The sequence below is a fragment of the Streptomyces virginiae genome, from assembly GCF_041432505.1.
Taxonomy (GTDB): domain Bacteria; phylum Actinomycetota; class Actinomycetes; order Streptomycetales; family Streptomycetaceae; genus Streptomyces; species Streptomyces virginiae_A.
In genome coordinates, this window is sequence record NZ_CP107871.1 from 644,765 (window position 1) to 667,573 (window position 22,809).

The 22,809-nt window shown below is 69.6% G+C and carries 24 protein-coding genes and 3 pseudogenes; 12 read left to right on the forward strand and 15 right to left on the reverse strand.

Annotated elements, in window-relative coordinates; genetic code table 11:
* Positions 1 to 167 precede the first annotated feature (167 nt).
* Both OG624_RS03000 and OG624_RS03005 read right to left on the reverse strand, forming a co-directional pair.
* The gene (locus OG624_RS03000) at positions 168 to 824 is read right to left on the reverse strand and encodes a response regulator transcription factor (RefSeq protein WP_371639015.1); all 657 of its coding nucleotides are present in this window, start codon (positions 822 to 824) and stop codon (positions 168 to 170) included.
* 114 nt (positions 825 to 938) lie between these two features.
* On the reverse strand, positions 939 to 2,138 hold the full coding sequence (locus tag OG624_RS03005; RefSeq protein ID WP_371639016.1) for a sensor histidine kinase: 1,200 nt from the start codon (positions 2,136 to 2,138) through the stop codon (positions 939 to 941).
* 167 nt (positions 2,139 to 2,305) lie between these two features.
* Here OG624_RS03005 and OG624_RS03010 point away from each other — a divergent pair, with 167 nt between their 5' ends.
* The 3 genes from OG624_RS03010 to OG624_RS03020 all read left to right on the forward strand — a co-directional run bounded on the left by OG624_RS03010 (position 2,306) and on the right by OG624_RS03020 (position 4,272).
* Positions 2,306 to 2,698 carry a hypothetical protein gene (locus OG624_RS03010; RefSeq protein ID WP_033221162.1) on the forward strand — a complete coding sequence of 131 codons (393 nt, stop codon included), beginning with the start codon at positions 2,306 to 2,308 and terminating at the stop codon, positions 2,696 to 2,698.
* A 373-nt stretch (positions 2,699 to 3,071) separates the two neighbouring features.
* The gene (locus OG624_RS03015) at positions 3,072 to 3,287 is read left to right on the forward strand and encodes a hypothetical protein (RefSeq protein ID WP_033221163.1); all 216 of its coding nucleotides are present in this window, start codon (positions 3,072 to 3,074) and stop codon (positions 3,285 to 3,287) included.
* A gap of 445 nt (positions 3,288 to 3,732) precedes the next feature.
* Positions 3,733 to 4,272, forward strand: a complete 540-nt coding sequence (locus OG624_RS03020; protein WP_371639017.1) for a hypothetical protein — start codon at positions 3,733 to 3,735, stop codon at positions 4,270 to 4,272.
* A gap of 461 nt (positions 4,273 to 4,733) precedes the next feature.
* On the opposite strand, the gene OG624_RS03025 is transcribed toward OG624_RS03020, so the two are convergent.
* Together OG624_RS03025 and OG624_RS03030 are read right to left on the reverse strand one after the other, a co-directional pair.
* On the reverse strand, positions 4,734 to 5,138 hold the full coding sequence (locus tag OG624_RS03025) for a hypothetical protein (RefSeq protein WP_371639018.1): 405 nt from the start codon (positions 5,136 to 5,138) through the stop codon (positions 4,734 to 4,736).
* 306 nt (positions 5,139 to 5,444) lie between these two features.
* On the reverse strand, positions 5,445 to 5,606 hold the full coding sequence (locus tag OG624_RS03030) for a hypothetical protein (RefSeq protein ID WP_371639019.1): 162 nt from the start codon (positions 5,604 to 5,606) through the stop codon (positions 5,445 to 5,447).
* Between the two features lie 688 nt (positions 5,607 to 6,294).
* Here OG624_RS03030 and OG624_RS03035 point away from each other — a divergent pair.
* A complete protein-coding gene (locus OG624_RS03035; RefSeq protein WP_371639021.1) occupies positions 6,295 to 6,690 on the forward strand; it encodes a hypothetical protein in 396 nt (131 codons plus the stop codon).
* 431 nt (positions 6,691 to 7,121) lie between these two features.
* On the opposite strand, the gene OG624_RS03040 is transcribed toward OG624_RS03035, so the two are convergent.
* From OG624_RS03040 to OG624_RS03060, 5 genes and pseudogenes are all read right to left on the reverse strand, one after another.
* Positions 7,122 to 7,367: a hypothetical protein gene (locus tag OG624_RS03040; protein ID WP_371639022.1), complete on the reverse strand. Its 246-nt coding sequence runs from the start codon at positions 7,365 to 7,367 to the stop codon at positions 7,122 to 7,124.
* Positions 7,368 to 7,382: 15 nt separating this feature from the next.
* A complete protein-coding gene (locus tag OG624_RS03045) occupies positions 7,383 to 8,009 on the reverse strand; it encodes a Scr1 family TA system antitoxin-like transcriptional regulator (RefSeq protein ID WP_371639023.1) in 627 nt (208 codons plus the stop codon).
* Complete coding sequence (locus OG624_RS03050; protein ID WP_371639024.1) at positions 7,936 to 8,160, reverse strand: helix-turn-helix domain-containing protein; 225 nt, start codon at positions 8,158 to 8,160, stop codon at positions 7,936 to 7,938. The genes OG624_RS03045 and OG624_RS03050 overlap by 74 nt, the downstream gene beginning before the upstream one ends.
* A gap of 14 nt (positions 8,161 to 8,174) precedes the next feature.
* Positions 8,175 to 8,701 (reverse strand): annotated as a pseudogene (locus OG624_RS03055) (DUF6879 family protein).
* Positions 8,670 to 8,915 (reverse strand): hypothetical protein, encoded by a 246-nt coding sequence (locus OG624_RS03060; protein ID WP_371639025.1) that lies wholly within the window; start codon positions 8,913 to 8,915, stop codon positions 8,670 to 8,672. Before OG624_RS03060 ends, OG624_RS03055 begins: the two are co-directional and overlap by 32 nt.
* A 355-nt stretch (positions 8,916 to 9,270) precedes the next feature.
* Between OG624_RS03060 and OG624_RS03065 the strand changes: the two genes are divergently transcribed.
* On the forward strand, positions 9,271 to 9,447 hold the full coding sequence (locus OG624_RS03065; RefSeq protein WP_371592098.1) for a hypothetical protein: 177 nt from the start codon (positions 9,271 to 9,273) through the stop codon (positions 9,445 to 9,447).
* Between the two features lie 233 nt (positions 9,448 to 9,680).
* On the opposite strand, the gene OG624_RS03070 is transcribed toward OG624_RS03065, so the two are convergent.
* Positions 9,681 to 10,100: a transposase gene (locus OG624_RS03070; RefSeq protein ID WP_371639026.1), complete on the reverse strand. Its 420-nt coding sequence runs from the start codon at positions 10,098 to 10,100 to the stop codon at positions 9,681 to 9,683.
* A 113-nt stretch (positions 10,101 to 10,213) separates the two neighbouring features.
* Here OG624_RS03070 and OG624_RS03075 point away from each other — a divergent pair, with 113 nt between their 5' ends.
* Both OG624_RS03075 and OG624_RS03080 read left to right on the forward strand, forming a co-directional pair.
* Positions 10,214 to 10,426, forward strand: a complete 213-nt coding sequence (locus OG624_RS03075) for a hypothetical protein (RefSeq protein WP_371639027.1) — start codon at positions 10,214 to 10,216, stop codon at positions 10,424 to 10,426.
* Positions 10,427 to 11,212: 786 nt separating this feature from the next.
* Positions 11,213 to 11,422 carry a hypothetical protein gene (locus OG624_RS03080; RefSeq protein ID WP_352163720.1) on the forward strand — a complete coding sequence of 70 codons (210 nt, stop codon included), beginning with the start codon at positions 11,213 to 11,215 and terminating at the stop codon, positions 11,420 to 11,422.
* 180 nt (positions 11,423 to 11,602) lie between these two features.
* On the opposite strand, the gene OG624_RS03085 is transcribed toward OG624_RS03080, so the two are convergent.
* The gene (locus tag OG624_RS03085) at positions 11,603 to 12,049 is read right to left on the reverse strand and encodes an anthrone oxygenase family protein (protein WP_371639028.1); all 447 of its coding nucleotides are present in this window, start codon (positions 12,047 to 12,049) and stop codon (positions 11,603 to 11,605) included.
* Positions 12,050 to 12,140: 91 nt separating this feature from the next.
* On the opposite strand from OG624_RS03085, the gene OG624_RS03090 reads away from it, so the two are divergent.
* Positions 12,141 to 12,719 carry a TetR/AcrR family transcriptional regulator gene (locus OG624_RS03090; protein WP_371639029.1) on the forward strand — a complete coding sequence of 193 codons (579 nt, stop codon included), beginning with the start codon at positions 12,141 to 12,143 and terminating at the stop codon, positions 12,717 to 12,719.
* Between the two features lie 1,125 nt (positions 12,720 to 13,844).
* On the opposite strand, the gene OG624_RS03095 is transcribed toward OG624_RS03090, so the two are convergent.
* Positions 13,845 to 15,347, reverse strand: coding sequence for an MFS transporter (locus OG624_RS03095; RefSeq protein ID WP_371639030.1), 1,503 nt, complete (start codon positions 15,345 to 15,347; stop codon positions 13,845 to 13,847).
* Between the two features lie 112 nt (positions 15,348 to 15,459).
* Between OG624_RS03095 and OG624_RS03100 the strand changes: the two genes are divergently transcribed.
* Complete coding sequence (locus OG624_RS03100; RefSeq protein ID WP_371587135.1) at positions 15,460 to 15,984, forward strand: MarR family winged helix-turn-helix transcriptional regulator; 525 nt, start codon at positions 15,460 to 15,462, stop codon at positions 15,982 to 15,984.
* A 99-nt stretch (positions 15,985 to 16,083) separates the two neighbouring features.
* On the opposite strand, the pseudogene OG624_RS03105 reads toward OG624_RS03100, so the two are convergent.
* From OG624_RS03105 to OG624_RS03115, 3 genes and pseudogenes are all read right to left on the reverse strand, one after another.
* Positions 16,084 to 16,270 (reverse strand): annotated as a pseudogene (locus OG624_RS03105) (Tn3 family transposase); the annotation flags it as partial.
* Positions 16,271 to 16,805: 535 nt separating this feature from the next.
* Positions 16,806 to 17,390 carry a SixA phosphatase family protein gene (locus OG624_RS03110; protein ID WP_161297289.1) on the reverse strand — a complete coding sequence of 195 codons (585 nt, stop codon included), beginning with the start codon at positions 17,388 to 17,390 and terminating at the stop codon, positions 16,806 to 16,808.
* A 100-nt stretch (positions 17,391 to 17,490) separates the two neighbouring features.
* A complete protein-coding gene (locus OG624_RS03115; RefSeq protein WP_033221177.1) occupies positions 17,491 to 17,715 on the reverse strand; it encodes a DUF6480 family protein in 225 nt (74 codons plus the stop codon).
* A gap of 186 nt (positions 17,716 to 17,901) precedes the next feature.
* Between OG624_RS03115 and OG624_RS03120 the strand changes: the two are divergent.
* The 3 genes and pseudogenes from OG624_RS03120 to OG624_RS03130 all read left to right on the forward strand — a co-directional run.
* Positions 17,902 to 18,342 (forward strand): annotated as a pseudogene (locus OG624_RS03120) (DUF4394 domain-containing protein); the annotation flags it as partial.
* 1,931 nt (positions 18,343 to 20,273) lie between these two features.
* Positions 20,274 to 21,881: a right-handed parallel beta-helix repeat-containing protein gene (locus OG624_RS03125; protein WP_051763326.1), complete on the forward strand. Its 1,608-nt coding sequence runs from the start codon at positions 20,274 to 20,276 to the stop codon at positions 21,879 to 21,881.
* 142 nt (positions 21,882 to 22,023) lie between these two features.
* Positions 22,024 to 22,659 carry a TetR family transcriptional regulator gene (locus OG624_RS03130; protein ID WP_078909338.1) on the forward strand — a complete coding sequence of 212 codons (636 nt, stop codon included), beginning with the start codon at positions 22,024 to 22,026 and terminating at the stop codon, positions 22,657 to 22,659.
* The last annotated feature ends 150 nt before the right edge of the window (positions 22,660 to 22,809 follow it).

Sequence of the window (22,809 nt, forward strand, 5' to 3'; positions counted from 1 at the left end):
CCGCCGATGCGCACTCACCGGGCAGCGCCCTGGACGATGACCGGTTCAGCGCTCACGCGGCTGGGTCCGCGACAACGCGCCCGCACGTCGTGCGACGAGGTCCGTCTACCGCTACCGGAGTAGAACCGCGCCGTTCAGCGGGACGCGCCGCACACGGTCCGCCGTGCTCAGGACACGAGGCCGTGCTCCCAGGCCCAAGCCGCGATCTCCACACGGTTGCGGGCCGGGAGCCTCTCCTGGATCCGGCTCAGGTGACTCTTGATGGTGCTGACGGCCAGATTCAGCTCGGTGGCGATCTCGTTGTTGGTGCGCCCGCGCGCGACGAGGGTGGCGACCTTCAGTTCCTGCGGTGTGAGCCGCTGGATCTGTGTCGTGTTCCGCTGGGCAGGAAGCCTGTTGAAGTGGCTCAGCAGCCGCACCGTGGTGGACGGTGAGATGAGCGACTCTCCCCGGGCCGCCGCGTGTACCGCTTCCACGAGCAGGCGCGAGCCCGAGTTCTTGACGATGAAGCCGTTGGCCCCGGCACGCAGCGCCTGGTAGGCGTATTCGTCCAGGTCGAAGGTCGTGATGATGACGATCCTCGTGCGGGACGCCGCGACATGAGGGCCGGTCCGCAGCAGTCTCGTCGCCTCGAGGCCGTCCAGACCCGGCATCCGGATGTCCATGAGGCACACATCGGGGGCGAGCCGTCGTACGGCCTCGACGGCTTCGACCCCGTCGGACGCCTCACCGACCACGGATATGCCCTCGTGGCTCTCCAGGATCAGCCGGAATCCGGTCCGTACCATCTCCTGGTCGTCGGCGATCACGACGGTGACAGTCACGGCTGGTGCTCCTCGGGCTCAGGCCGGTCGAATCCCGACGACGCATCGCTGCCGGGAGGCAGGGACTCAAGGTTGGCACAGCCGCCCTCGTCGGGTGACGGCGGCCGCCGCCGGCTACTTCAGGGGTATCGAGGCGTCCAGCTCCCAGCCGCCCTCGGGCATGGGGCCGCAGTTGAGCTCGCCACCCAGTTCGGTGAGCCGTTCGGTCAGCCCGATCAGGCCGAAGCCACTGGGGCGGAATCGTGGGCGTGCGCGGTGGCTTCCGGTCGCGTTGTCCCGTACCCGTATGACGACGCGGTCCCCTTCGCTCCCGAGCAGGACGTGCACGGAGGTGGCGCCGCGGGCGTGCTTACGGACGTTGGTCAGGCCTTCCTGCACCAGCCTCTCGACCGACTTGGCCAGTTGCGGCGACCACGTGGTGCTGTCGACCTCCTCGGAGACGGTCAGCCAGGTGCGCTGTTCCGGTGTGTCGGCACGGCGTACCAGATCGCCGACCCTGGTCAGTGCCGGCGTGGTCGGGGCGGCTTGCTCGCGGGTACCGGGGTCGCGCAGCAGCCGCACCATACGGCTCATGGCCACGAGCCCGTCCTGACCGGTCCGCTCGATGTCGGAGAACAGCCGGCGGGCGGTGGCGGCATCCCGTTCCGCGATGTGTTCGCCCGCCTGGGCCTGCACGATGATGGCCGTGACGTGATGGGCGACATGGTCATGCAGATCGCGCGCCAGCTCCAGTCGTTCGGCCTGTCGCACCTGCTCGGCCGTCGAGCGCCGTCGGCGGTCCTCGGCGCGCAGATACACGCCCAACAGGGCGAACGCTGCCGGCAGCAGGGTGAGGAACCCGTCCAGGGGGCTGAGCAACGGCACGTCCGAAAGCCCGGGTGCCCGCTGGCCCAGCCGCGTCGTCGCGGCAAGGAGCGCGGCCGCGGAGAGCACCAGCGGCAGTCTGCGGCTGTAGCGGCAGGTCACGCACATCAGGAGGAGCAGTCCGGCCAACTCGGCCCAGCCGGGGGTCCGCTGCAGTACGGACTCCTGCACCATCGACGTCACCAGCAGCGAGAGGGCGGAAGCGCCTGTGGTCAGGGCGCAGGCCGTCCCGTGCCGGCCGCGGCGAAGGCTGCGGGACACGGCGGCCACCGCGCAGCAGACGAGTACCTCACAGCCCACGACGGCCAGTCCGAGCCTGGTCCTGCTGACCACACCCGTATCGACCGCCAGGAGCAGGACGGCGAGGAGGCCGGCCGCGAGCTCGGGAGAGGTGAGGGCGGCCGGGAGGGGGAGACGGAGCGGGGGCGGGAGACGGAGCGGGGGCGGCATGGCGAAGAGGATAGACGCCCCTGGTCAGAGCAGCGAGGACGGGAAGACGGGTGCGTACTTTTGGTGGAGGCCGTCGGTGCGAATGCGTTCTTTCGACCGCTGGGAGGGGCGTGCCCGACCGCACAGAATGGTCGGCGCAAGCGCCCCGCAGAACGTCTGGAGACCTCATGAATTCCGCTGCTTCCCGCTTCCCCCTCTCGCACCGCGCGGCTCGTCGCACGCTGCTGGCGAGCGCCGCGACGCTGCTCGCCGCCACGACGCTGACCGGGTGCGGCCTCTTCGGCGAGAGTTGGGACGTGAAGATGGAAGTGACGGGGACCGGACAGGCCGACATCGCGTACAACTTCTCCGGGAAGAACAACCAGACGAAGGCTCCGGGCGAGGCGTTGCCGTGGCAGGTCTCCCAGAACGTCGGCTTCGGCTTCAACGGCGTCGCGGTCGTCCACGCGCCGCCCGGCACCGCCTGCCGCATCTACGTCGACGGCAAGCTCCGGGAGAGTTCTGACCAGCCGGACGCCGACGGCGCCGTTTCCTGCACCGTCAACCTGCAGGAGAAGTAACAGTGTGACGATGCGCGGCCCGTGCCGGACGGCCGGGGACCGGGGGCCGGGGAAGGCGGGGGCTGCACCGGGTCCGGCGGCCGGTCGATGTGGTGAGGTTCCGCCGGCTCGCAGAAGTCGTGATGCCACCGGCGAACTGCGCCATGATTGCGGACACGAAACCGCGCCAACTTGGGCCCCACGGGTCGCGATTCACGCCGGACTCGACGCAGTCGCCCGAGGCGATGCTCAGAGGCCCAGGCACACCGACGGTCCTCGGCCACGGACCGTTCACCGGAGCGGTGGCCCGGCAGCAGCCTCCTCGTCGCCGGACGTAGGGCGGGCCCGCCCTACGTCCGTCCCGTCGATCGTCAGTTCCGGAAAGCATTGGGTCGTGCCGGCACTCCACAAGCTGAAGCTGGATCGCGGTTCCCGGGCCGGCCGCCAGGATGAGCGCGGCTGCACGGGGCCGGATGGGACGGTGGGGTGGTTCCTGCATGGGCAGCCCGTCGGGGCGGTGGACGAGGAAGCGTCCGCTCCTCCGCCCTCGATGTCGATGGCCAGTTCCGGCCCGACGGAGGTGTTCGGCAGCAACGCGTCGCTGACGTGATCCCGGAACAGAACGCCCTGCCCCACACGCCGCATCCCGCGCCGAACTGCGGAAACAAGCATCACGGATGCCTACTCAGGCCGCAGCGCGGCCGCTCGCGCTCAGAGGGCCCGCGACCGCGGACAGCCCGACCGGCAGAGTGCGGATGGCCGCGTCGTCGCCATCACGCACCGCCTGAACGCTGCGCTCCTAGGTCTGCAGGACACGTGGACCCATGCCGGCCCCGGTCACCGCACCGTCCGCGCCCGGCCGGGAGCCGGGCGCCTTCCGTTTCGCCCGGGTGCGTCCCGAGTGATCGGGACGGACGCGGGGAGAGGGTCCGGGAGCGGCGCCAAGGCCGCCGGTCAGCAAGCGCATCTCACGGGAAGTGATCGGTATGACGCACCGTTCTCGGACACAGCGCCTTGTGACGCTTTCGGCCTCCGCGGTCCTCATCGCAGGAGGTGTGCCTGCTTCCGCCGCGCTGGCCGCACCCTCCGCAGCTGCGCCGCTGCACGTCACGGCCCTACCCGCCACGCCCGCCGTGGACTGGGTGGAGACCACCGATCCGCCCAGTGGCATCACCGCAGAGCTCCCCGGGAAGGCCACCGTCCGGCAGGCGACCGCTTCCATCGACGGCAAGCCCGTCAACACGCGCGCGTACATCGTCGAAACCCTGGACGGAGCGGTCGGCTTCGCCATCCACGACATGCCGGGCGACCGATACCCGCTCGAGGACAATCTCCAGCGCATTCTCGAGTCCTACATGGTGAACACCGTCGAGCCTCTGACCAGCAGCAACATGCGGAAAGTGACATTCGACGGCCGTCCCGCCCTCGACGCACGCCTGACCTCCGAAACAGAGGACGAGACCCTGACCGGCTTCATCCGCCTCATAGAGGATGACAAACACCTCGTGCAGGCCCTGGCCCTGGGTCCCGCAGCGAACGAGAAGGCCCTCAAGGCCATGCACGAACGGCTCCTCGCCAGCCTCCGCATCCCGTGAGCCCGCATCCGTGACAACCTCCGGGACCGGATCGCCGAGGCAGGGCGCGGAGGCCGGCTCGGCGAGATCGAAGGGCTCCGCGTCAGCCTCGCCGGTGCCGAGTCCAAAATCGACCAGATCGATTCCGCAGGAGGCCCATCCTGCTGCGCCTGCCCACGCCGCGGCCTGCCAGGAAGCAGGTCCTGTGCAGGGAAGGCGCCCGGCTGTACAGCACCGCAGGCCCCGCGCCATACAGACCCAGGCGCCGTGAAGCCGGCAGCCCCTGCCGGATCCCGGTGGGTCCGGCGGGGCTGATCGACTGCGGTCCCCTTCTGCACGGTGCGCTCAGGCCTGGGTGCGCAGAGCCACGATGTCGGAGGTTCTCGGCCTCAGCCGGAAGCGGCGGAACTCGCCTCCACGGGGGCGGACTCCAGATCTGGAGCGGACGCCTGCTCCGGGGCCTCGGGCGCGGTCTCGGGGGCTTACCCTCCCTTGGGCGCGGTCTCGGGGGGCTGGACCTTGTCAGGGTTCTCCTTGTCCACGATCACCGGGTCCGGCTTGGGGGCCGGGGCGGGCTTTTCGGTCTTGTGCTCGCAGTAGACCTTGCCCTGGTAGTACTTGCAGCCCGGCATGTTCTCCACGTCGCGGACCTTGTTCTTCTTGCCGTAGTGCTTCTCGTTCTTCTTGCCCTTGCCGTGCTTCTTGTTCTCCCACTTCTCCTTCTTGTTCTTCTCGTGACCGCTCTTGGCGTGGGCAGCGACCGAGGTCGTCGCGGACGTTGCCGGGGCGGCGAAAGCGCTGGAGGGGACCAGCACGCCCCCTCCGACGATCGCGGCCGAGACGGTGTACATCGCGAAACGCTGCTTCCGGGAGGTGGTACGGAACATGAGTAAGGACTCCAGAGGAGAGGTGGGGGAAGCCGGGTCCAGAGAACTTAGGGCGAAATGCCCCATTTGCTCTCTGATGGAAAGACTGGCTTCCGGACTTCATGAAGCTGTCCGTCGCCTGTCACAGGCGCGTGACAGGCGGCTCCGTCGAACGCCCATGAGCACGGATGCGGGCCGGGCCGGGCAGGGCGGCCGACCATTTCATCGGCACGATGAACGCCACCAGGTTGCGCGTCGGTGGGGATGCTGTCGATGACCTCGCGGACGCCCTGGCCGTCGAGGTGGCGGCCTCATCTCCAGGCTGCCCTACGGGGCGGGGGTGAACTGCAGGTCGATGCCTCCGCAGCCGGCCGCTATGTCCAGCAGGCGGTCGCGTTCCAGCTCCTCGACCGCGAGGCCCCAGCGGAGCTTGGTCGCGGTTAACTCCGCGCCGCACCGGCACAGACATCCGGCGCCGGCGGCAGCCACTCCGCACGGTCCTGGTCGGCGTTGCTCCGGTTCGAGCGGGCCGTCACCGCGACCAGGGAGGCCGGCCGGCCCTGGTCGTCGCGTACACCTCCCTCCGGGGCCGGCCCCGGCGCAAGCAGCGGACGTAGGCGCTGGTCCCTCACACGGTCAAGCCCCGAGAGCCAGGGTCATGCCCCACCCGTGCGGGGTGAGGCCTACTGGAGCCAGGAGCCGCAGCTCAGGGCGGACGGGCACGCACAGGGCTCGCTCGACGTCTTCGACCGCCTGGCGCACAGGCGATTCGTTGGGTCTGCGGTCGGCGGCAACCCGGTCCGGTCAGGCCTGGTGACGGGTGACCGGGGGCCGGAACGGGCCCGGGAACCCGGCGGGGCGCAGCCCACGGGTCACCGGCCGCACCCATGCGCGCCGCCGGCACATCCCTGGCCCGGTACCGCGGCACCGGCCGCAGGAGCAGGAACGGTAGTCGCCGCCGGGGCGGTCGAGGCCGGGGCGAGGGAAGGGGCTTGGCGGCGGCTGGGGTCACGGCGACGACGGCCCGGTCCACGCACCCCGGCCGCGTGGGCGCCGGTGAGGATCCGGGCGACGTCGATGTCGACTTCGCCGGTCGCCTTCAGTAGCCGCACAGACCGCTCCCGGTCCGTGTTCGCCCGCTCCGAGCCCGCGACCCGGTCCCCGTAGGATCATGATCATGGATGAGTGGAGTGCTCTCGGCCCTACGGACGAGAAGCTGACGCAGGAAGCGGCCGAAGTGGCTGTTTCCTGGGTCCTCGCGGGAGAGCTGACGCATGAGCAATCAGAGCAGCTGTTCGTGGGCGACCACCTGGGCAGCCACAACTGGCTGGGGGAAGCGGACCGGCTCCACCACTGGGAAAGAAACCTCCGTGACGCCCTCACCGGCGCCACCGACAGCGAGGAGGGCCGACAGCTCGTGGCCGCGGCGGAGGACACGGCGCTCCGGGAGATGCAGGGCCACATGTACTTCGAACTCAACTGGGTAGGCTGGCTCGGCCCCACCCCGGGCTACCAGCGCGTTTGCGCATCCCTGCGCCGCATAGTCGCCACCGGCCGCCCTACGGCCCCGTAGGGCGCGGCCGGGCAGCGGTCCATTGGCCACCGCCCGAAGCCGGGTCCAGGCCACGCACCGGACGCGTCCTGCGGTCCTGGCGGGAATCGCAGCTTCGACCGGGGCCGGGTGAGAACATGACGTACGAAAGCAGGCCAGGAGCACCCGGCGGCGGCCCGGCGCACGTGACGCTCCCCTGGCGCGATCCCGAACCCGCCCATGACTGTCCGCAGTGTGCAAGGGCCTTGGGGCGGCCCGGCGGTACTGCTGCCCCCAGAGCGCTCTGGACCCCGAGCCTCACCCGCACACGCCCAGTCGGCACGGGCTGAGCAGGACCCTAGTTTGATCGATAGCCCGCCGACGGGGGCTGCCGATCTTTCACCCTGACCACCTGCTGCCGCCACGCGCGGCGGTACCCGGCCCGGGGTCGGCTCGGCGAGGGGGACGGCGTCTCACTGCGGCGCCGGGGCGGCGCCGCGCCGCCGAAGGTCCTGCACCGCCAAGGCCACGCCCCGACCGTCGGCCATCATCGCCCAGAGCCCCATCGGGACGACAAGCCACCGCCAGGCACTGTGAAAGTGCATGACCACGGCGACCACGAACACCAACTGGGCCGCACAGAGCGCGAGGTTGCCCAGCAGGCGCAACACCGGATGCGGTCTCCTGCGGAACACCACCTCGAACCAGGACTTCTCCACTTTCCCACCCCTCATTCAGACCGGGCCACCCCGACGACGGGGAAACGGTAGCGGCGTACTCGAACAGACACTCACCCCGTGGGAGCCGGCCTCTGGTCGGAGATGTGCCGACCCCGGGTGAGAAGCTGTCTCGCGGTGGTGTGGTCGCCGCAGAGCGCGGCGGCGTGGGGCTTGCCGACGACAGCGTTCAGCGGGCGCAGGGACGGCCGGTCGATGATGGCCATCGCCGGTGGTGTCGGGGTCGGTGATGCGGGAGTGCAGGACGGACTCCTCGATGAGGAACGCGAACCGGCGGCCGCGTTTGTGCAGGACCTTCGAGCGCTTGACCCGGGCCGCCGCGGCGGCCTCGACGTCGTCGGCCGTCCGGTGGAACGTGCCGTAAGCGGCGATGACGGCAGCCGCGTACGCGGGGGTCTGGAGCAGGCCGGGCAGACGTGGGAGCAGTACAACCGGAAGGCGCGGGTCCGCTCGACCAGGGGGACGATCTCCTGCTGAAGATTGGCCGGCCCGGCCGGGTTGAGGCGTTTCCACTCCGCGTACAAGGAGGTGGCACTGCGGGCGGCGGCGATCAGGTACTCGGCCTGGCCGCCGGCCCCGCACGCCGCGCACAGGCGCGGATGTCGGCGTCGGAGGGCAGGGCACGGGTGTTCTCGATCCGGGAGGTCTTCGCCGGGTGCCGGCCGCACGTGAGGGACAGTTGGTGACCGGCCGGGCCCGCGTCCAGGCGCAGGTGCCGCAGGCGCGTGGCGAGCGCGCTACGGGCGGCCTGGGCACTGGACAGGGGCGAGGGCATCGGCGTTGCTCCGGTCAGGGATTGTAGTCCTCGTAGGGGACGGCGCGCTCCCACGCGGCCGTGAACGCCGAGGCGCACAGTGCGGCGGCCGGGTCGTCGGACATCTCACCGCCGGCGGAGGTGCCGTTGCCGGTGAAGTGGTTCCAGCGGACGAGACGGCCGTCGATCAGCCAGAAGTCGGTGCCGGGAAGCGCGATGTCGGAGGCGTGGCGGCGGGGCAGGTAGCGGACCTCCTCCCCCGCTGCGATGTTCACCACCGCCCCGGCTTGGCTGTGGCGGGAGTAGTCCGACAGCGGCTCCGACACGATCCGGGCCCGACGCACGGACACCCCGCGGGCCGTGGTGCGGCGCACCAGGCCGGCCCAGAACGCCCAGTACTCCGAGTCCGGATCCGTGTTCCGCCGGCCGGTGGCCGGCCAGTCGGCGAACCCGACGACTCCTCGGCGACCCCGTACGCGTCACGCATCTCCAGGTGGAACGCGGAGTGCCGGGCGCCGTCCAGCAGGACGTCAAAGCCCGGCGCAGCGTCGTTCCGCGTCATCGCATGCCTCCCTCAGCATCGCCACCATCCGGGCAGGGATCCGTACGGCTCCCTCGGTGTGGGGAATCGAACCGGTCTCCAGGCACCGGGCAAGCATGAACTCGTCGGCCTTCCAACCCTGGATCACGAAGTCGGCCGTGTCCTCGTCGACCCACCCCGTCGGGCACTGCCCGGTGTCGGAGTCCGGGTCGATACCGATGAACCGTAGTGCCATGCCGGCCTCCTGCATCGCTCCGCTTGCGGGAAATTGCGCTCACCCCAATGGACCAGGAAACGGCTGCCGACAGCCGGAGAACCGGAGAACAGCGGATCGTCTTCCGCGACCGACGCTCCGAGCAGTCCGCTGTGTGGACGATCGCGTGATTCGGCTCTGTCGGAGATCTTGTGATGCTCCTTCAAAGGCAGGTACGGCGAGTCACTCCGCAGTTCGTTCAGCTAGCACTGGCTCAAGACGGAGAAGTTCCTCGGCGGAACAGTCGGAATCAGGGTCTTCTACCAGGCAAAGATTGAATCCTCGTTCGTCCCGTCGGACCAGAGCCGACAAAAGACAGGAGTCCTTCGGAGAATCGATGCGCAAGGAGACGGTGTCGCCGCTGGTGAGCGCATCGTCAGCGAAGGAGGAACCCGCGTCGTTCGGCGAGCTGAAGAAGCTCCAGTGGCCGGTTGCAGCGTCCGGGCACGATGTGCCCCCCAACATCGCACTGTTCAGGCTTTCCCCCGTCATACCGTGGTCCGCCCGCAAGTGAAGAAGACCGCCACCCGGGCTACTCCACTCGCCCACAAGCGCCGACTGATCAATGCGAGCCGCGTCTCCACCTGCATCAGCGCAAGCAACGCAGGCCCACGCCAACGCGACGACCAGAGCCGGCCACCGCCTCATTGAAGTACTCATTCACATCCCACCTCGCACCCGACTGAACGCGTTCAGAATAGACGGCGGGCTCAGACGATCTCATAGCGGGAGGTCCCTGTCGCAGGGTCATGGGCCCAGGAGTATGCGTTGGCGTAGGAGGTCGAGGTTTGCTCGGCCGTAGCCCATGCGCTCGATGAGTTCGACGTGGGTGACGTGGCCCTCGACCTGGCCAGAGCTCCATGGTGTGGAGAGTCCTGCGGTGACGGCGTCGAAGTCGCGTCGCAGGCCGCTGACCAGTGAGTGGAGGGCTGGGAGGTCGGTAGCGAGGACTCGCTCCATCCAGTCGGGAAGTTGGTCTCCCCGGAGGTCGTGGAGCATTTCAGCGAAGTCGTGGACGTGCCGTGCGGCGGCGTCGAGGTGAGGGCAGGCCGTACGGATCTCCTTCAGTTCCGCGGCGTCGGCGGCCGCGAGGTGCTGGGGGTTCGTCATGATCCAGCGGACGACGCGTCGGGACTTCGGGGCCGGCCCGGGCCGCGGTCGGGACACCGGCTGCTGCTTCCTGCCTGGTTGGCGGGGAGGTCTGAAGGCGCGGAAGTAGCGGCGGAGGCACTGGACGCTCCCGGCGAATCCGCGCTCGCGCAGCCCGGCTGCGGCCGAAGGTGCGGCGAGCGCCTGCCCTGGCCATTCCGGATCGGCTGTGGGACGAGCTGTTCACGCAGACGAGATGCGATCGGAATCGTGCCCTGCCGGCCTGCTACGTCAGCTCCGGCGCCCACGCCGGCGAACTGCTCGGGGTGCGCCTGGAGGACGTGGACCGGTCGGCCGGACGCCTGTGGATGATCACCAAGGGCACGGGTCAGCGGGGCAGTTGATACGCCCTTCGGGTGATGCGGTTGCGATGGGTGTGTCGCGGACGGTGCAGAAACGTTGATGCCTGCGTGGAGCCACGTGAACAATGGGAACGCAACGCGCTGCTGGCCGAGGCGTTCTGCAGCAGGGACGATCGAGTGCGTGAGGCGCAGGCGGTGATGGACGAGGCGCTGGCGAGCCGGACCAGGGCACTGGCCGCGTTGGCCGTGACGGTCGGCAGCGACGCCGCCGTGGCCGACCTGATGGGGTTGAACGAACGCGAGGTACGAGTCGCACGCCGCACAGTTGGCAAGGACGACGCCCGTACCGTCGCCGACCAGCTGCTCAACCCTCCTGCTTCGCCGGCCAGCCCTCCGGCTGAAGCGTCTCCCCAGCCGCCCCCACCCATCAGCCCTCCCGCCGAAACGTCTCCCCAGCCACCCCCACCCATCAGCCCTCCCGCCGAAACGTCTCCCCAGCCACCCCCACCCATCAGCCCTCCCGCCGAAACGTCTCCCCAGCCACCCCCACCCATCAGCCCTCCCGCAGAAACGTCTCCCCAGCCACCCCCACCCATCAGCCCTCCCGCAGAAACGTCTCCCCAGCCACCCCCACCCGTCCCGGATTCCGGATGGGCGCCGCACACGGAAGCGGTGCGCTCGCATATGCCCCATCCGCGCCCGGAAGCGGTGGCGCCGGCCCATACGCCTGTGGTGGAGAGCGGTACTCCTGCTGCCGGGGTGACCTGGACGACCGGGATGGACTCCGTATTGCAATGGAGCTGGCAGTCCGGCCTTGATCTTCAGACCGTGGCGGAAGAACTCGGCCTGAACCCCAAGGAACTGCTCCTGCGGGCACAGATGCTTGCCACCGAAGGACGACTGCAGCCGAAGGCCCCGGTGTACGACGTGAGCCAGTCCGGCCGCCACCGTCGGCACGACTCCATGCAGTACAGCTTCGTCCCCGACAGCCCGGAGACCCTGTACAGCTCGTACAGATCGGCAAGCCCCTACATCTGAACCGCCACCGCATCGCCGCCTCGGGAGGACCTGCCTCTTCGGCTCGCGCACCGCTTGTCTCGACCGCCCCGGCGCGACCGGCGCCGGACTGTCGGACACCGCCACCGAACACCGTCAGCTCACTTCGGCGACGATCCTGTTCCTCACCGCCCGGCCGAGGTGCACCCGGCCGGGCGCAGCTCAGGTGAGGGCAGCGGCCAGCAGGGCGAAGGCGGCAATGATGACGGCGACGCGAACGTAGTGGAAGCGGTCCCAGCGGTTGCTCTGCTCCTTCCAGTCCTCGGGCCGGTTCTCGGGGGTCCACGTCTTGCTCCGGTTGTTGATCGGGACGAGCAGCAGGATCGACATGACCACGCTGACGATCAGCAGCACGCCGGCGGTGACGACGAGTCCGGAGCCGGGGCGGTGCCATCCGGCGATGGCCCATACCGCGACGAGGACGAGCGAGGTGATGTACCAGACCGGCATCACGGCGCCGAGCAGCTGGCCCCCGTGGGCGCGGCCGAGTTGGCCGCTGTCCTCGGGGAGGGCGTTGAGGATCGGGTTGATGACGAAGGCGACGGAGAACTCCACCCCCACCATCACGCCGACGAGCACAGTGGTGAAGACCTCGAGTGCGTTGAGCATGATGACCCCTCCAGAAATCTAGCGTCGCTAGCTGATGAGGCGACGCTAGTACTACTGCTGCTCGATTGTCTAGCGATGCTAGGATCGAATCATGTCGGTACAGGAACGCAAGCAGCGCGAACGGGCGGACCGCGAGCGCCTCATCGTGGCGACGGCCCGTGAACTCGCCGAGCAGCAGGGCTGGGACGCGGTCACCACCCGCCGGCTCGCCGAGCGCATCGAATACAGCCAGCCCGTCCTCTACAGCCACTTCCGCGGCAAGCGCGAGATCATCGGCGCCGTCGCCCTCGAAGGCGCCGCCGAGATGGCCGCGGCACTGCGGGCCGCGACCTCCGTCGCGGACGGCCCGCGTGCCCGGGTCACCGCCCTCTCCCGCGCCTACCTGGACTTCGCCGAAGGCAACCCGGCGGTCTACGACGCCATGTTCCAGCTCGACGGCGGCCTGGCGTTCGCGCAGGAGGACACCCCCGAGCCGCTGAAGAACGCCTTCGCCGTCCTGCTGGAGAACCTCGCCGAGGTCGCCGGGGACGGCGTCCACGCGGGGCTGTTCACCGAGGTGTTCTGGGCGTCCCTGCACGGGCTGGCGACTCTGACCAGGGCGGGACGGCTGCCGCCGGAGGAGACCGGGCGGAGGATGGAGCTGCTGGTGGACCGGCTCGCCATGGTCTGACGCACCAAACAGGAGGCTCAGCGATTCGGCCGCAACCTCTTCGTTGTCGGAGGGCGGCGCTGTCGATCGGCGCCGGCTGCTCGTTGACCTCCTCCGGGCCGGGGAAGGCCCCCTAACTGAGCTCGCCTAGCACGCGGGGCCTGTCGGCCGGATGCCTGCGCGGTGTTCAGGGCCATCTCGTGCAGGGACGGATTGCTGCGCGGCGAGCGCCCGGTCGCCCGCGGGCGCGTGTCCCGGCTGCTCACTGGTGCTGCGGGCAGAGTAAGAGTAATCCGCCAGGCGCCGGCTGGCCGTCCGGCGTGCGGTCGCTGGACGTCGGCCACGGTGTTCAGGCGGTGCGGTCGAGGAGCTCAGGCGCGGCTGCCGTGGCTTGGCGCGGGAGGTGGGTGAGTCCGGCCTTCTCGGCGCGGGCCCGGGCCAGGGCGCGGGCCTCAGCGGTTCCACTGGACTGTTCCCGTTCCGTCTGCTCGCCGAAGCGTTCGGCCTCGGCCCGTGGGCGAAGACGGTCTCGGGCTCGAGGATTCTGGTGCGGATCTGTTCGCGTGCGGCTTGGGCGATCCGGGTGTTCGTGGGGAGCAGCAGTACCTTGGCCGCGTCGCGCACGGTGCACGCCCTCGTGCCGGAGCGCGCGAGTGCGTCGAGTGCGTCGAGTGCGTGCAGGGTGCCCAACGGATGCGCACGGTCGGTGGCGCTCCGGCGGCCCTCAGCGTGGACGGTGGCGGGCCGCCCGTGGATGCGGCCGTCGAGCAGCCACGCCCACCGGCTCGCCGCCGAGGTACGGGTACGTGGGTGGGCCGGGATGCCACCCAGGTCGACCCCGGGCAGCGGGCGCAGCTGTGCGGCGGTGACCCACGTGCTGTTCTCCGCCAACTCCACTCCGCACCCACTGTCCGCCCTCCCGCAGGGAGGGAGCCCACTAGACGAGGGTGGACAGCATTCCGTGCCGTCCGAGCCAGTGGGCCAGGGCCGGCCCGGCGATGCCGGCTCCCGCGATCAGCACGTTCCGGTGTGTCATGACACTCCCTTCCGTCTTCCTCGTCCTCCCTCACACCGGGCGGCTGCCCCGGTGCAGGGTCCGTTCGGGCCGGCCGGGACCGCCTGCCGTGCACGCTCCCCTGCAGGGGCTCACACGGTGAGGTGCTTCTTGCCGCCGAAGCCGTCGGCAGTCGTCTCGGGGGTGATGCCGTGCTGCTCGTCTTCGGGGCGGCCCTTCTTGGGCAGCAGGAAGGTGATCGCGAAGAAGACCACCAGCAGGCACGCCTGGACGATCAGCGCGCGGTGGAAGCCGTCGGCGAAGTCACCGGTCTTGGCCTGGGCGAAGAACACCGAGCCGAAGACCGCGACGCCGATGGAACCGCCGAGGGCCTGGACTGCCGACAGGACACCGGAGGCGGATCCGATCTCATCGTCGTCGACCGCGGCCAGGATGAAGCTGAACAGGGCGGCGATCACCATGCCGGCGCCGATGCCCGCCACCGCCACGCCGGGAGCGACGTCCCAGATCGAGAACGAGGCGGCATCGAGGCCTTCGAGCTCGAACCACAGCACGGCCGCGCCGGCCAGTTGGACGAGCGGTCCGATCTGCAGCACCTTGCGGCCAATCTTGTCGGCGAGGAACGCGCCGCTGATGGCGCCACCGATCGCGGTTCCCACGGCGAGGGGCAGGTTGCCCAGTCCCGCCTCACCGGCGGTGAAGTGCCGGCCGATCTGGAGGAACAGGGTCAGCACGAGCTGGGTTCCGACGAGGCCGCCGAAGAACAGGGCGATGCCGCCAAGTCCGACGGTGAAGGCGGGCTTGCGCAGCAGGCCCGGGGTCACCAGCGGCTCGCGGCCCGCGGTGGCCGTGCGGCGCTGCTGGAGGGCGAAGAGGGCGAACCCGATCGCCGAGGCGGCCATGGACAGCCACGTCCACAGCGGCCAGCCGTTCTCCTGGCCCTGGTTGAGCGGCAGGACCAGCAGGGCGCAGGACGCCACGACCAGGGCGGCGCCGGTCATGTCGACCCGGATCGTGCGGTCGCCCGCCTTCTTGGGCACGAACTTCGCGGCGACGATCAGTGCTGCGATGCCGATGGGCAGGTTGATCAGGAACACCGAGCGCCAGCCCAGGCCGAAGAAGTCGCCCCCGACGAGGAAGCCGCCCAGGACCGGGCCGATGATGCCGCCCAGGCCGAGGAGGGGGCCGAAGATCGCGAAGACCTTGGTGAGCTCGGAGCCGGAGAAGTTCTCCCGCAGCAGGCCCAGGCCCTGGGGCAGCAGCATCGCTCCGGCTGTGCCCTGCAGCAGGCGGAAGGCGATCAGCGACGCGATGTTCGGCGCGATCGCGCACAGCAGCGAGGTCGTGGTGAAGGCCGCCAGGCCGATCAGGAACATCCGGCGCCGCCCGTAGCGGTCGCCGAACCGGCCGCCGAGCACCAGCCCGGCGCCCAGGGTGAGGGCGTAGCCGCCGATCACCCACTGCAGTCCGACCGAACCGGCACCGAGGGACCTCTCCAGGTCAGGCCCGGCGACGTTGACGATCGAGGCGTCCAGGAGATCCATGGTCTCCGCGACGATCATCACCGCCAGGATCAGCCACCGCCACCGGTAGGACTCGGTCGTCTCCTCGGGGGTGGGGGACGGGTCACGCATTCCAGATACCTCCATGGTGAAGTAATTCCACGGTGAAGGTAAAATGGTGGCGGTAGGTTGTCAAAGCGGGATGACCGTGCGGACCGCGTGACAGAAGGAGAAGGGCGGAGGCGTGGAGGAAGCAGTGAGCGACGGTGTCGCGGAGCAGCGCGAGCGGCTGATGGAGTCGCTGAGGATCTACGGCGGCCACTACGCCGACCTCAGCCGGCGCTTCGCCACCTGGCTCGGCCTGCACTCCACGGACGCGACCGCGGTCCTGGAGATCGCCGCCGCCGAGGAACGCGGCACCCCCCTGTCACCGGCGCGACTGAGCGAACGTATCTCCCTGTCCACGGGCGCCACCACCGCACTCCTGAACCGCCTCGAAGCGGCAGGACACATCACCCGCGCCCGCGAGCACTCCGACCGGCGCATCGTCACCCTGCGCAGCGGAGCACACATCCAGGAGAGGGCGGACGAGTTCTTCGGCCCGCTCGCCGACCGCCTCGATACCGCGATGTCGCACTACCCACCCCAGTTCCTGGAACAGGTCGAAGCGTTCATGGCCGACCTGAACACCACCATGGGAAACCACCTCACAGAACAGGACGCGGTGGCACCCCGCTCCCTTCGCAGCCCCGCTGAAGTAATGCCCTGACCGGCTCGCGGCCCGCCCCCGGTCAGCTCTTCTTTGCCCATGCCCCTGCCCTACGCACCTGGTGCAGGCGCCTTCGCGCCGGGCGGACAAGGACCACTCCTCCTCTTCACGGTCCTCGGGCGTGTCCGGATCACGAGAGGGCCGCATGCCCTGACCGGGACCGCTGGCAATGATGTTGAAAAGGTGCCGGCCCAGGAAATTGATGTGCCGGTCCCAGCGGGGACAGGCGGGCGACGTCCTCGTCCTTGATGTCGTGGCCCTCGGCACGGAGCCGGGCCACGGCGGCGCGCCGCGCCCCACCTCCGGGGAGTCGCGCATACGGGTTGGCCCTGGTCATGCTCGGCGCACGACGCTCAGCCAGTACCCGGCGGGAAAGGCGTGCTTCTCGTCGTGGAACGGCTGTCGTGGACCGTGAGCGGAACGACCCCCGATCGAATGGCGTGGCAACGCCCGTGCCGCCGCAGACAGCCCGGCAAGAGTCTCCCCGACGTCATGGCCACGGCCACTGGTTCCGTCATCGTGCTTCACCCCGCTGACCGAACGGCGCCCGCCCGGGCCCGCCTGCGCGATGTAGGCCCCGTAGGCGGCCGGCAGAGCGGGCCTGGCCGGCAGGAGTGCGCAGCTGACATGAAGCCGAGGGGCCGGACAGGTCCGTGCCCGCATCCACGTGCGGCCGGAGCACAGCGGGATCGCGGCCCGATGAACGCGCCGCCGGGACCGGTCGTAGTGAAGGGCTCATGGTCGCGAAGGGCGCTCACCACGCCTTGAAGGGTCTGCCGGTCGTCGAGGAACTCGGCGCCACCAGCGAACCCGGCACGGGATCATTCGAGAGTCCGATCCTGGTGAGCGGGTGCCCAGAAGGCAGCCAGGTGCCCATCGTGGCCATGACCCGGGGGGAGGTCTTCCCACCCGCCCCGAAGGTCCACCACCACGACGCCCGACGTCGGGAGCTTCTCCCCCAAACGTTCCAACAGTTCCGGCGGCCCGGTCCCGCAAAGTGACATGGCAAGCTCGTGGATGCCCGTGTTGTGGCCGTGGCCGACCAGCATCACGCGGCCCAGCCCCACTCCCCGCTCCGCCAGTACGGTGGCCAACACGTCCGGGGCCGCGTTGTAGAGCCTGTCATCGTAGACGGCGGGCGGAACGTACGGCAGGGCCGGGGCGATCAGCTCCCATGTCTCCCGCGTCCTTCGGGCCGGAGAACACAGCACCAGATGGGGCTCGAAGCCCGACTCGGCAAGCCAGCGGCCCGCCTCCGGCGCATCAGCCCGCCCGCGGTCGCTCAGGGAGCGTTCGAAGTCCTCGGCCACATTTTTGGGCACGGCCTTCGCGTGGCGGACCAGCAGCAGTCGACACCCTGCCGCAGAGACGGAGGACGTGGGGCAGGACGCGGGACCGGAGGACATGATCACCTCCTTCGCCGTGGCGGGACGGGTGCACGACCTTGACTGCCATCATCTGGCCGCCTCAGTTGCGGATCCGCTGTATCGGCCCCGTCGGTACCGCTCAGAGGTCCAGCATGATGGCGTAGGCAAGGAAGAAGAGGGCGCAGACCAGGGCCAGCAGGCAGATCAGCACGAGGGGGCCCATGGCCCACCCGCGCGTGAGGGGACGGTACGGGCCCGAGCCGGAGCCGGTGCTCGACTCGCCGGGCGGAGTCTCGCCCGGCGGTACGCCGCCGTACGGTCGGGACGTGTTGCGTGCGGCTGGGTCTGGAAGGTGTGCGGACATGTCTGACTCCTCGCCGCGAAGGCCAGACCTACCCTTCCGGCAGGCCGGCCGGGACTATCCCGGCGCCTACCCGCCGCCCGGCGGCCCACTCCTCGGGACCGCCCGTTCAGACCTCGATCCGAGGCGGCCCGGGGCACGGTCACCTACAGAGAAGGCGCTCAGCAGGAGGGACGGCGGGCTCCAGCGGGTCGGCACCTGCGCCACAACATCGACGACCCCACCGTCCCCACGGCGGTCGACGGCACGCTGACCAACCCCACCACACCGCCGTCCACGGCCCTGGGGGTGACCGGCGCCGCGTACACCAACAACAACCTGGACGCGGCGACAGCGACCTCGCTGTTCGACCTCGACACGACGGCCGACCGGATCTCGCTGCAGTCCCCGGCCAACGCCGGCACGCTCGCCCCGACCGGCAACCTGGGAGTCAACGCGGGACCGGACGCCGGGTTCGACATCTACCACGACGCCAAGGCCGGTACCAACAAGGGCTTCGCCACCATCAACACCGGCCGCGGATACGGCCTCTACGCGATCGACATCCTGACCGGCAAGGCCACCGGCCAGGGCAGGTTCCCGGCCCGTCAGCAGGTCACCGACATCGCCCTCCCCCTCAACCAGCACTGACCCCACGCGCCCCGTGGTGCCGGGCCGCTCGGGGGCAGCCCGGCCCACGGACCCACCCGATGGGCGACCGAGGGAACTGATCGCCTGCGCGTCCAGCGGCGTGCGAGTGATGTAAGACGCACGACCGGCGCGGTGAGTGGCGAACACAAGATCACTGGGCTGTTCTGGTGGCGCCTCGGGCACCCCAGAAGGGTGCCTGCGGCTCACCGCCCCTCGCCCACGGCCTTGCCGTCACGCCGCCGGCCCGGGGCGAGGAGAGCGGAACCCGCGCGAAGCGACTCCGACGCCCCGCAGTACTGGCGCCGATCCGCGCCGCACGCCCGGATCGCCCTGCCGTCCCCGGAAAATGGGCGTAGTCAGGCTGTCGTCGAGTTGCCGGTTGGCGTAGTCCGCCCTGCAGGGTGAGCCCGTCTGTGGTGGCATCACGCCATGAAAGACCCATTCTCCTCCGCGGAGGTATCGACTCTCGCGGCCCCGGTGGGGTTCGTGGACCGGGACGCGGCGCGGCGCGCGGTTGCCGAGCGCGCCATGGATCGCGCTGATCTCGCGCAGCTACTCGACTTGCTGGGCCTGTGGCCACGCGATGATCCGCCCACACCAGGCATGGCCGGCACGTGGCCGGATTCCGGACGTGGCAAGGAGCTGCCAGGCTGACCACCGCTGCTTTCACCACTGCGTCGTACGCCCCGCGTAATCTGACCGCGAGGGTGCGAGGCGCAGACGTGGTCCTGAGCGGGCAGATTCTCTCGGGTCAGGCACGGCAGCCACTTGCGCCGACTACGGCTATCCGCGGCCGGAGTGCAGGGCCGCGGCCCGGCGGGACCGAGCCCGGCGCACTAGCGAGCTCAAGGTCACCCTCTCACCCTCACCAGCCACAACAAGCTCGCCCGCCTTACAGCGCAGGCGCCATCCAGCCGTGCCGGTCAGCGGCGTTGGGGCGGCTTCCGACGCAGTAGAAGCGGCTGTCGGGCCCTGCGCAGGCCATTCGGAACGGCGACTCAGCCCTCAGCGGCAAGTCCTGGGCGCAGCCGCTGGAACACAGCAGGTGGCGGCAGGCGTCCCCGCGGTGATGTCGTGGCGGGCTTCCCCGGCTATCGAGGAGCCCCCGGCTTCCAGGCGTGGCTGAGCGTGGACGCGAGGTCGATGCCCGGCCGCCATGTTCAGAGCGCAGCAGGGCGGGCCGTCGCCCGGTGAGGGCGACGGCCCGTGCTCGCGTGAGGGTCAGTGGTCGTCCGGCCATAGGCGGGTCATGTCGTGCAGGTTCCGTGGCAGGCTGCCTGGCCGGCCGGGTAGTGGGGTCAGCGGCGGCGTCCCCAGGTCTCGGTTTCGACGGTCCGGCCGCGGTGGTCGCGCAGCGTGGCGGTGTCGGCGCGGTTGTCCCAGACGTAGTCGCGGCGGTCCTGGAAGAGCGCGGGCGCCGATGGGGTGCACCTGGCGCACGAGCGGCAACCGCTACCCCAGCAGGCAGGTTTGCCACGATCTCCGGGGCCACGAGCCGGCCGCCGTCGAAGCGGGGCAGCGGATCTCCGAGCTGTTCCTCTCCAGCGGCCCGTGCCGGCTGCGCCGCACAGCTCCGTCACGAGAGCACGCCACTTGGCGGTCTCCGGCCGCCCGCGAACAGGGACCGGGCCATAAGCACCCGCGCCCTCCACAACGTCAGCCAACCAAAGCCCGATATGACGCTCCGTCAGAATATTTACACTCAGTCCAGGGTTGTTTTCATTTTTCGAGTCTGGAACTGTCACTCACGCAACTCACCCCCCTCACAGCGGACTTGGGTGCGGAACGTTCCGGGCTGCACAGCCTCACGCGCCCTGACCCGGCGCGGCGACACGGACTCCATGCATCCATTGCGCGCCCCTCATGGTGCGGCTACGGCCGACAAGGGGCACCAACCGCTTCGCCAGGACGAACTGGGAGACCAGGCAACAGTGAAACGTACGAACACCCTCGCCCTGACCGCAGCACTGCTCGCTTCATCCGCACCGCTCGCCACCATCGGAGCCGGTACGGCACACGCCGCGGCCCGCACGTACTTCGTCAGCCCCAGCGGCAACGACAGCAACTCGGGCACCTCCACCCAAGCTCCCTTCCGAACCCTCCAGAAGGCCGCAGACAGCGTCGAGCCGGGCGACACCGTCTCGATCATGAACGGCACGTACTCCGAGCGTTCAGCGGGGTCGAACGTGCTGACCATCAAGCGCTCCGGCCTCCCCGAAGCCCCCATTACCTTCACCGCTCATCCCGGCCACCATCCGGTGATCCACCCGGTGAAGGCGTGGAACGGCATCAGCGTTCACGGCGCCTCCTACATCTCCATCAAAAACCTAGAGGTCAAGGGCAACAACGCAGCCCTCACCCTGGCCGGAGCCGAACGGGAATCGAAGAAGGGCGACCCCACCTACAACACGAACTGCATCTCCGTGGAACAGGACCGGTCCACGGGTGCGCTGTCGCACCACGTCGAGGTGACCGGCAATGAGGTGCATGGTTGCGCCGGCGGCGGCATATCGGCCATCGACTCCGACCACGTGACCATCTCCGGCAACCACGTGCATGGGACCTCCTGGTACGCGGTGTACGCAACCAGCGGAATCTCCGTCCTCACCCCACGCGACGTGGGGGGCGGCGACGCCGGGACGTACAAGATCCGCATCACCGGCAATCGCGTCCACGACAACGAGACCAAGATCAAATGGGAGAAGTGCGGCTGCTACTCCGACGGCAACGGCATCATCATCGACACCCTCAAAGGCGACGCCGATCACCCCGCCTACAGCGGACGCGTACTGGTCGCCAACAACCTCTCCTACGACAACGGCGGCTCCGGCATCCACTCCTACAAGAGCCAGCACGTCGACATCGTCCACAACACGGCCTACGCCAACGGGCGCAGCACCCGCATGGAGAGCTACGCCAACATCTTCGCGCACGACAGTACCGACGTGCGGCTCCTCAACAACATCGCGTACGGCCGGCCGGGGCAAGCGACGAACAGCAAGTCCCGCAATGTGGACGTCACCTACGACTACAACATCTACTTCGGCGGCAAGGCCCCCGAGGTCCAGGGCCCGAACGATGTCATCACCGATCCGAAGTTCGCCAAGACGGGCACCGGAGCTGACGCGGACTTCCGGCTGAGCGAGAGCTCCCCCGCCGCCGGCTCGGGTACGCCGTTCGCCGCCGTCACCACCGACTTCACCGGAGCCCGCCGGGGCGGCGGCGCGCCCGACCGGGGCGCCTACGGCTTCGGCGCCAAGAGCAGCGGTGGCCCGGGAAATGCTTCCGACTCCTCCCCCGGCCGGCAAGGGGACGCCTCCGCCGGGAGCGGTCAGTCCGCCGGAAGTGACCCCGCCGCCTCACCGAGCGTGCTAGCGGCCGACGGCACCGATGGCGGCTCCGGGCTGAAGCCGCACAGCGGAAGCGGTCCGCTCGCAGAGACGGGCGGCTCCAACCCTGCCCTGCCGCTGGGCATCGCGGCAGTGGTTCTCGCCATCGGGGGCGGCCTCCTCTTCGCGGCGCGACGCAAGCGCGCCTGATCCCTGCGGATTACTTGGGGTGCCAACACGTGGTGCCGGCCCCGACGCCTCTCCAAGGGTCGGCACCACCACGCGCCCGCCGGACCCGCACTCACGAGCCCGGTTCGCCGAACGGGCTTCGGCCCCTGGCAGACTGGCCACCATGGCGGCGGCAAGGCACCGGATCGAAGTGGCGACACTCGCAGGTGGGTCGGAACCCGACCCACCGCGCGTTGCCTGGCGCAAACAGATGAGGCAGCGCGTATTGGACGCAGCTGGCGACCTCACCTGCGAAGCCGGCTGGGACCAGGTCAGCCTCTCGGCCGTCGCTGCCCGCGCCGAAGTGTCGCGCCCCTCGGTGTACAAGGAGTTCGGCAACCGCGCCGGCCTGGGCCGTGCGCTGGTAGTCCGTGAAACCCAGCAGTTTCTGGCGGGTGTGGCCGATGCCCTCTATCCCGGCGTACCCGATTCCCACGCCTGCCTCCGGGCGGCCATCCTGTACGTACTTCAGGAGGCCGACAATCAGCCCCTCATAAGGGCCGTCATCACAGCCGCCCGAAAGGGCTCCGACAGCCTCCTGCCCTACCTCACCGCCCGGGCGGACCCGATCTTCGACGCCGGTCAAACCCTCGTCCAGGGCTGGCTGGCCACGCGCTACCCACAACAGCACACAGAGTCTGTACGAATGGCCGCGGACGTCATCGTCCGCATGACCATCAGCCATCTCATCCTGCCGGCCGACGAACCACACCTCACCGCCCAACGACTGGCGGCTGCAGCCCTGAAACTACTGCAGTAGGACGTCCCCGCACCCGTGGGGAGGATCCCTCCGTGCGGCTGGGTCTCGAAGACCTGCCCGCCTGCTCCCCGCAACTGCGGGGACGTGCTCGATGACGCTGCAGACACCAGTCGAGGGCATGGGACAACGCTGCTTCCTGGGGCGAGAGGC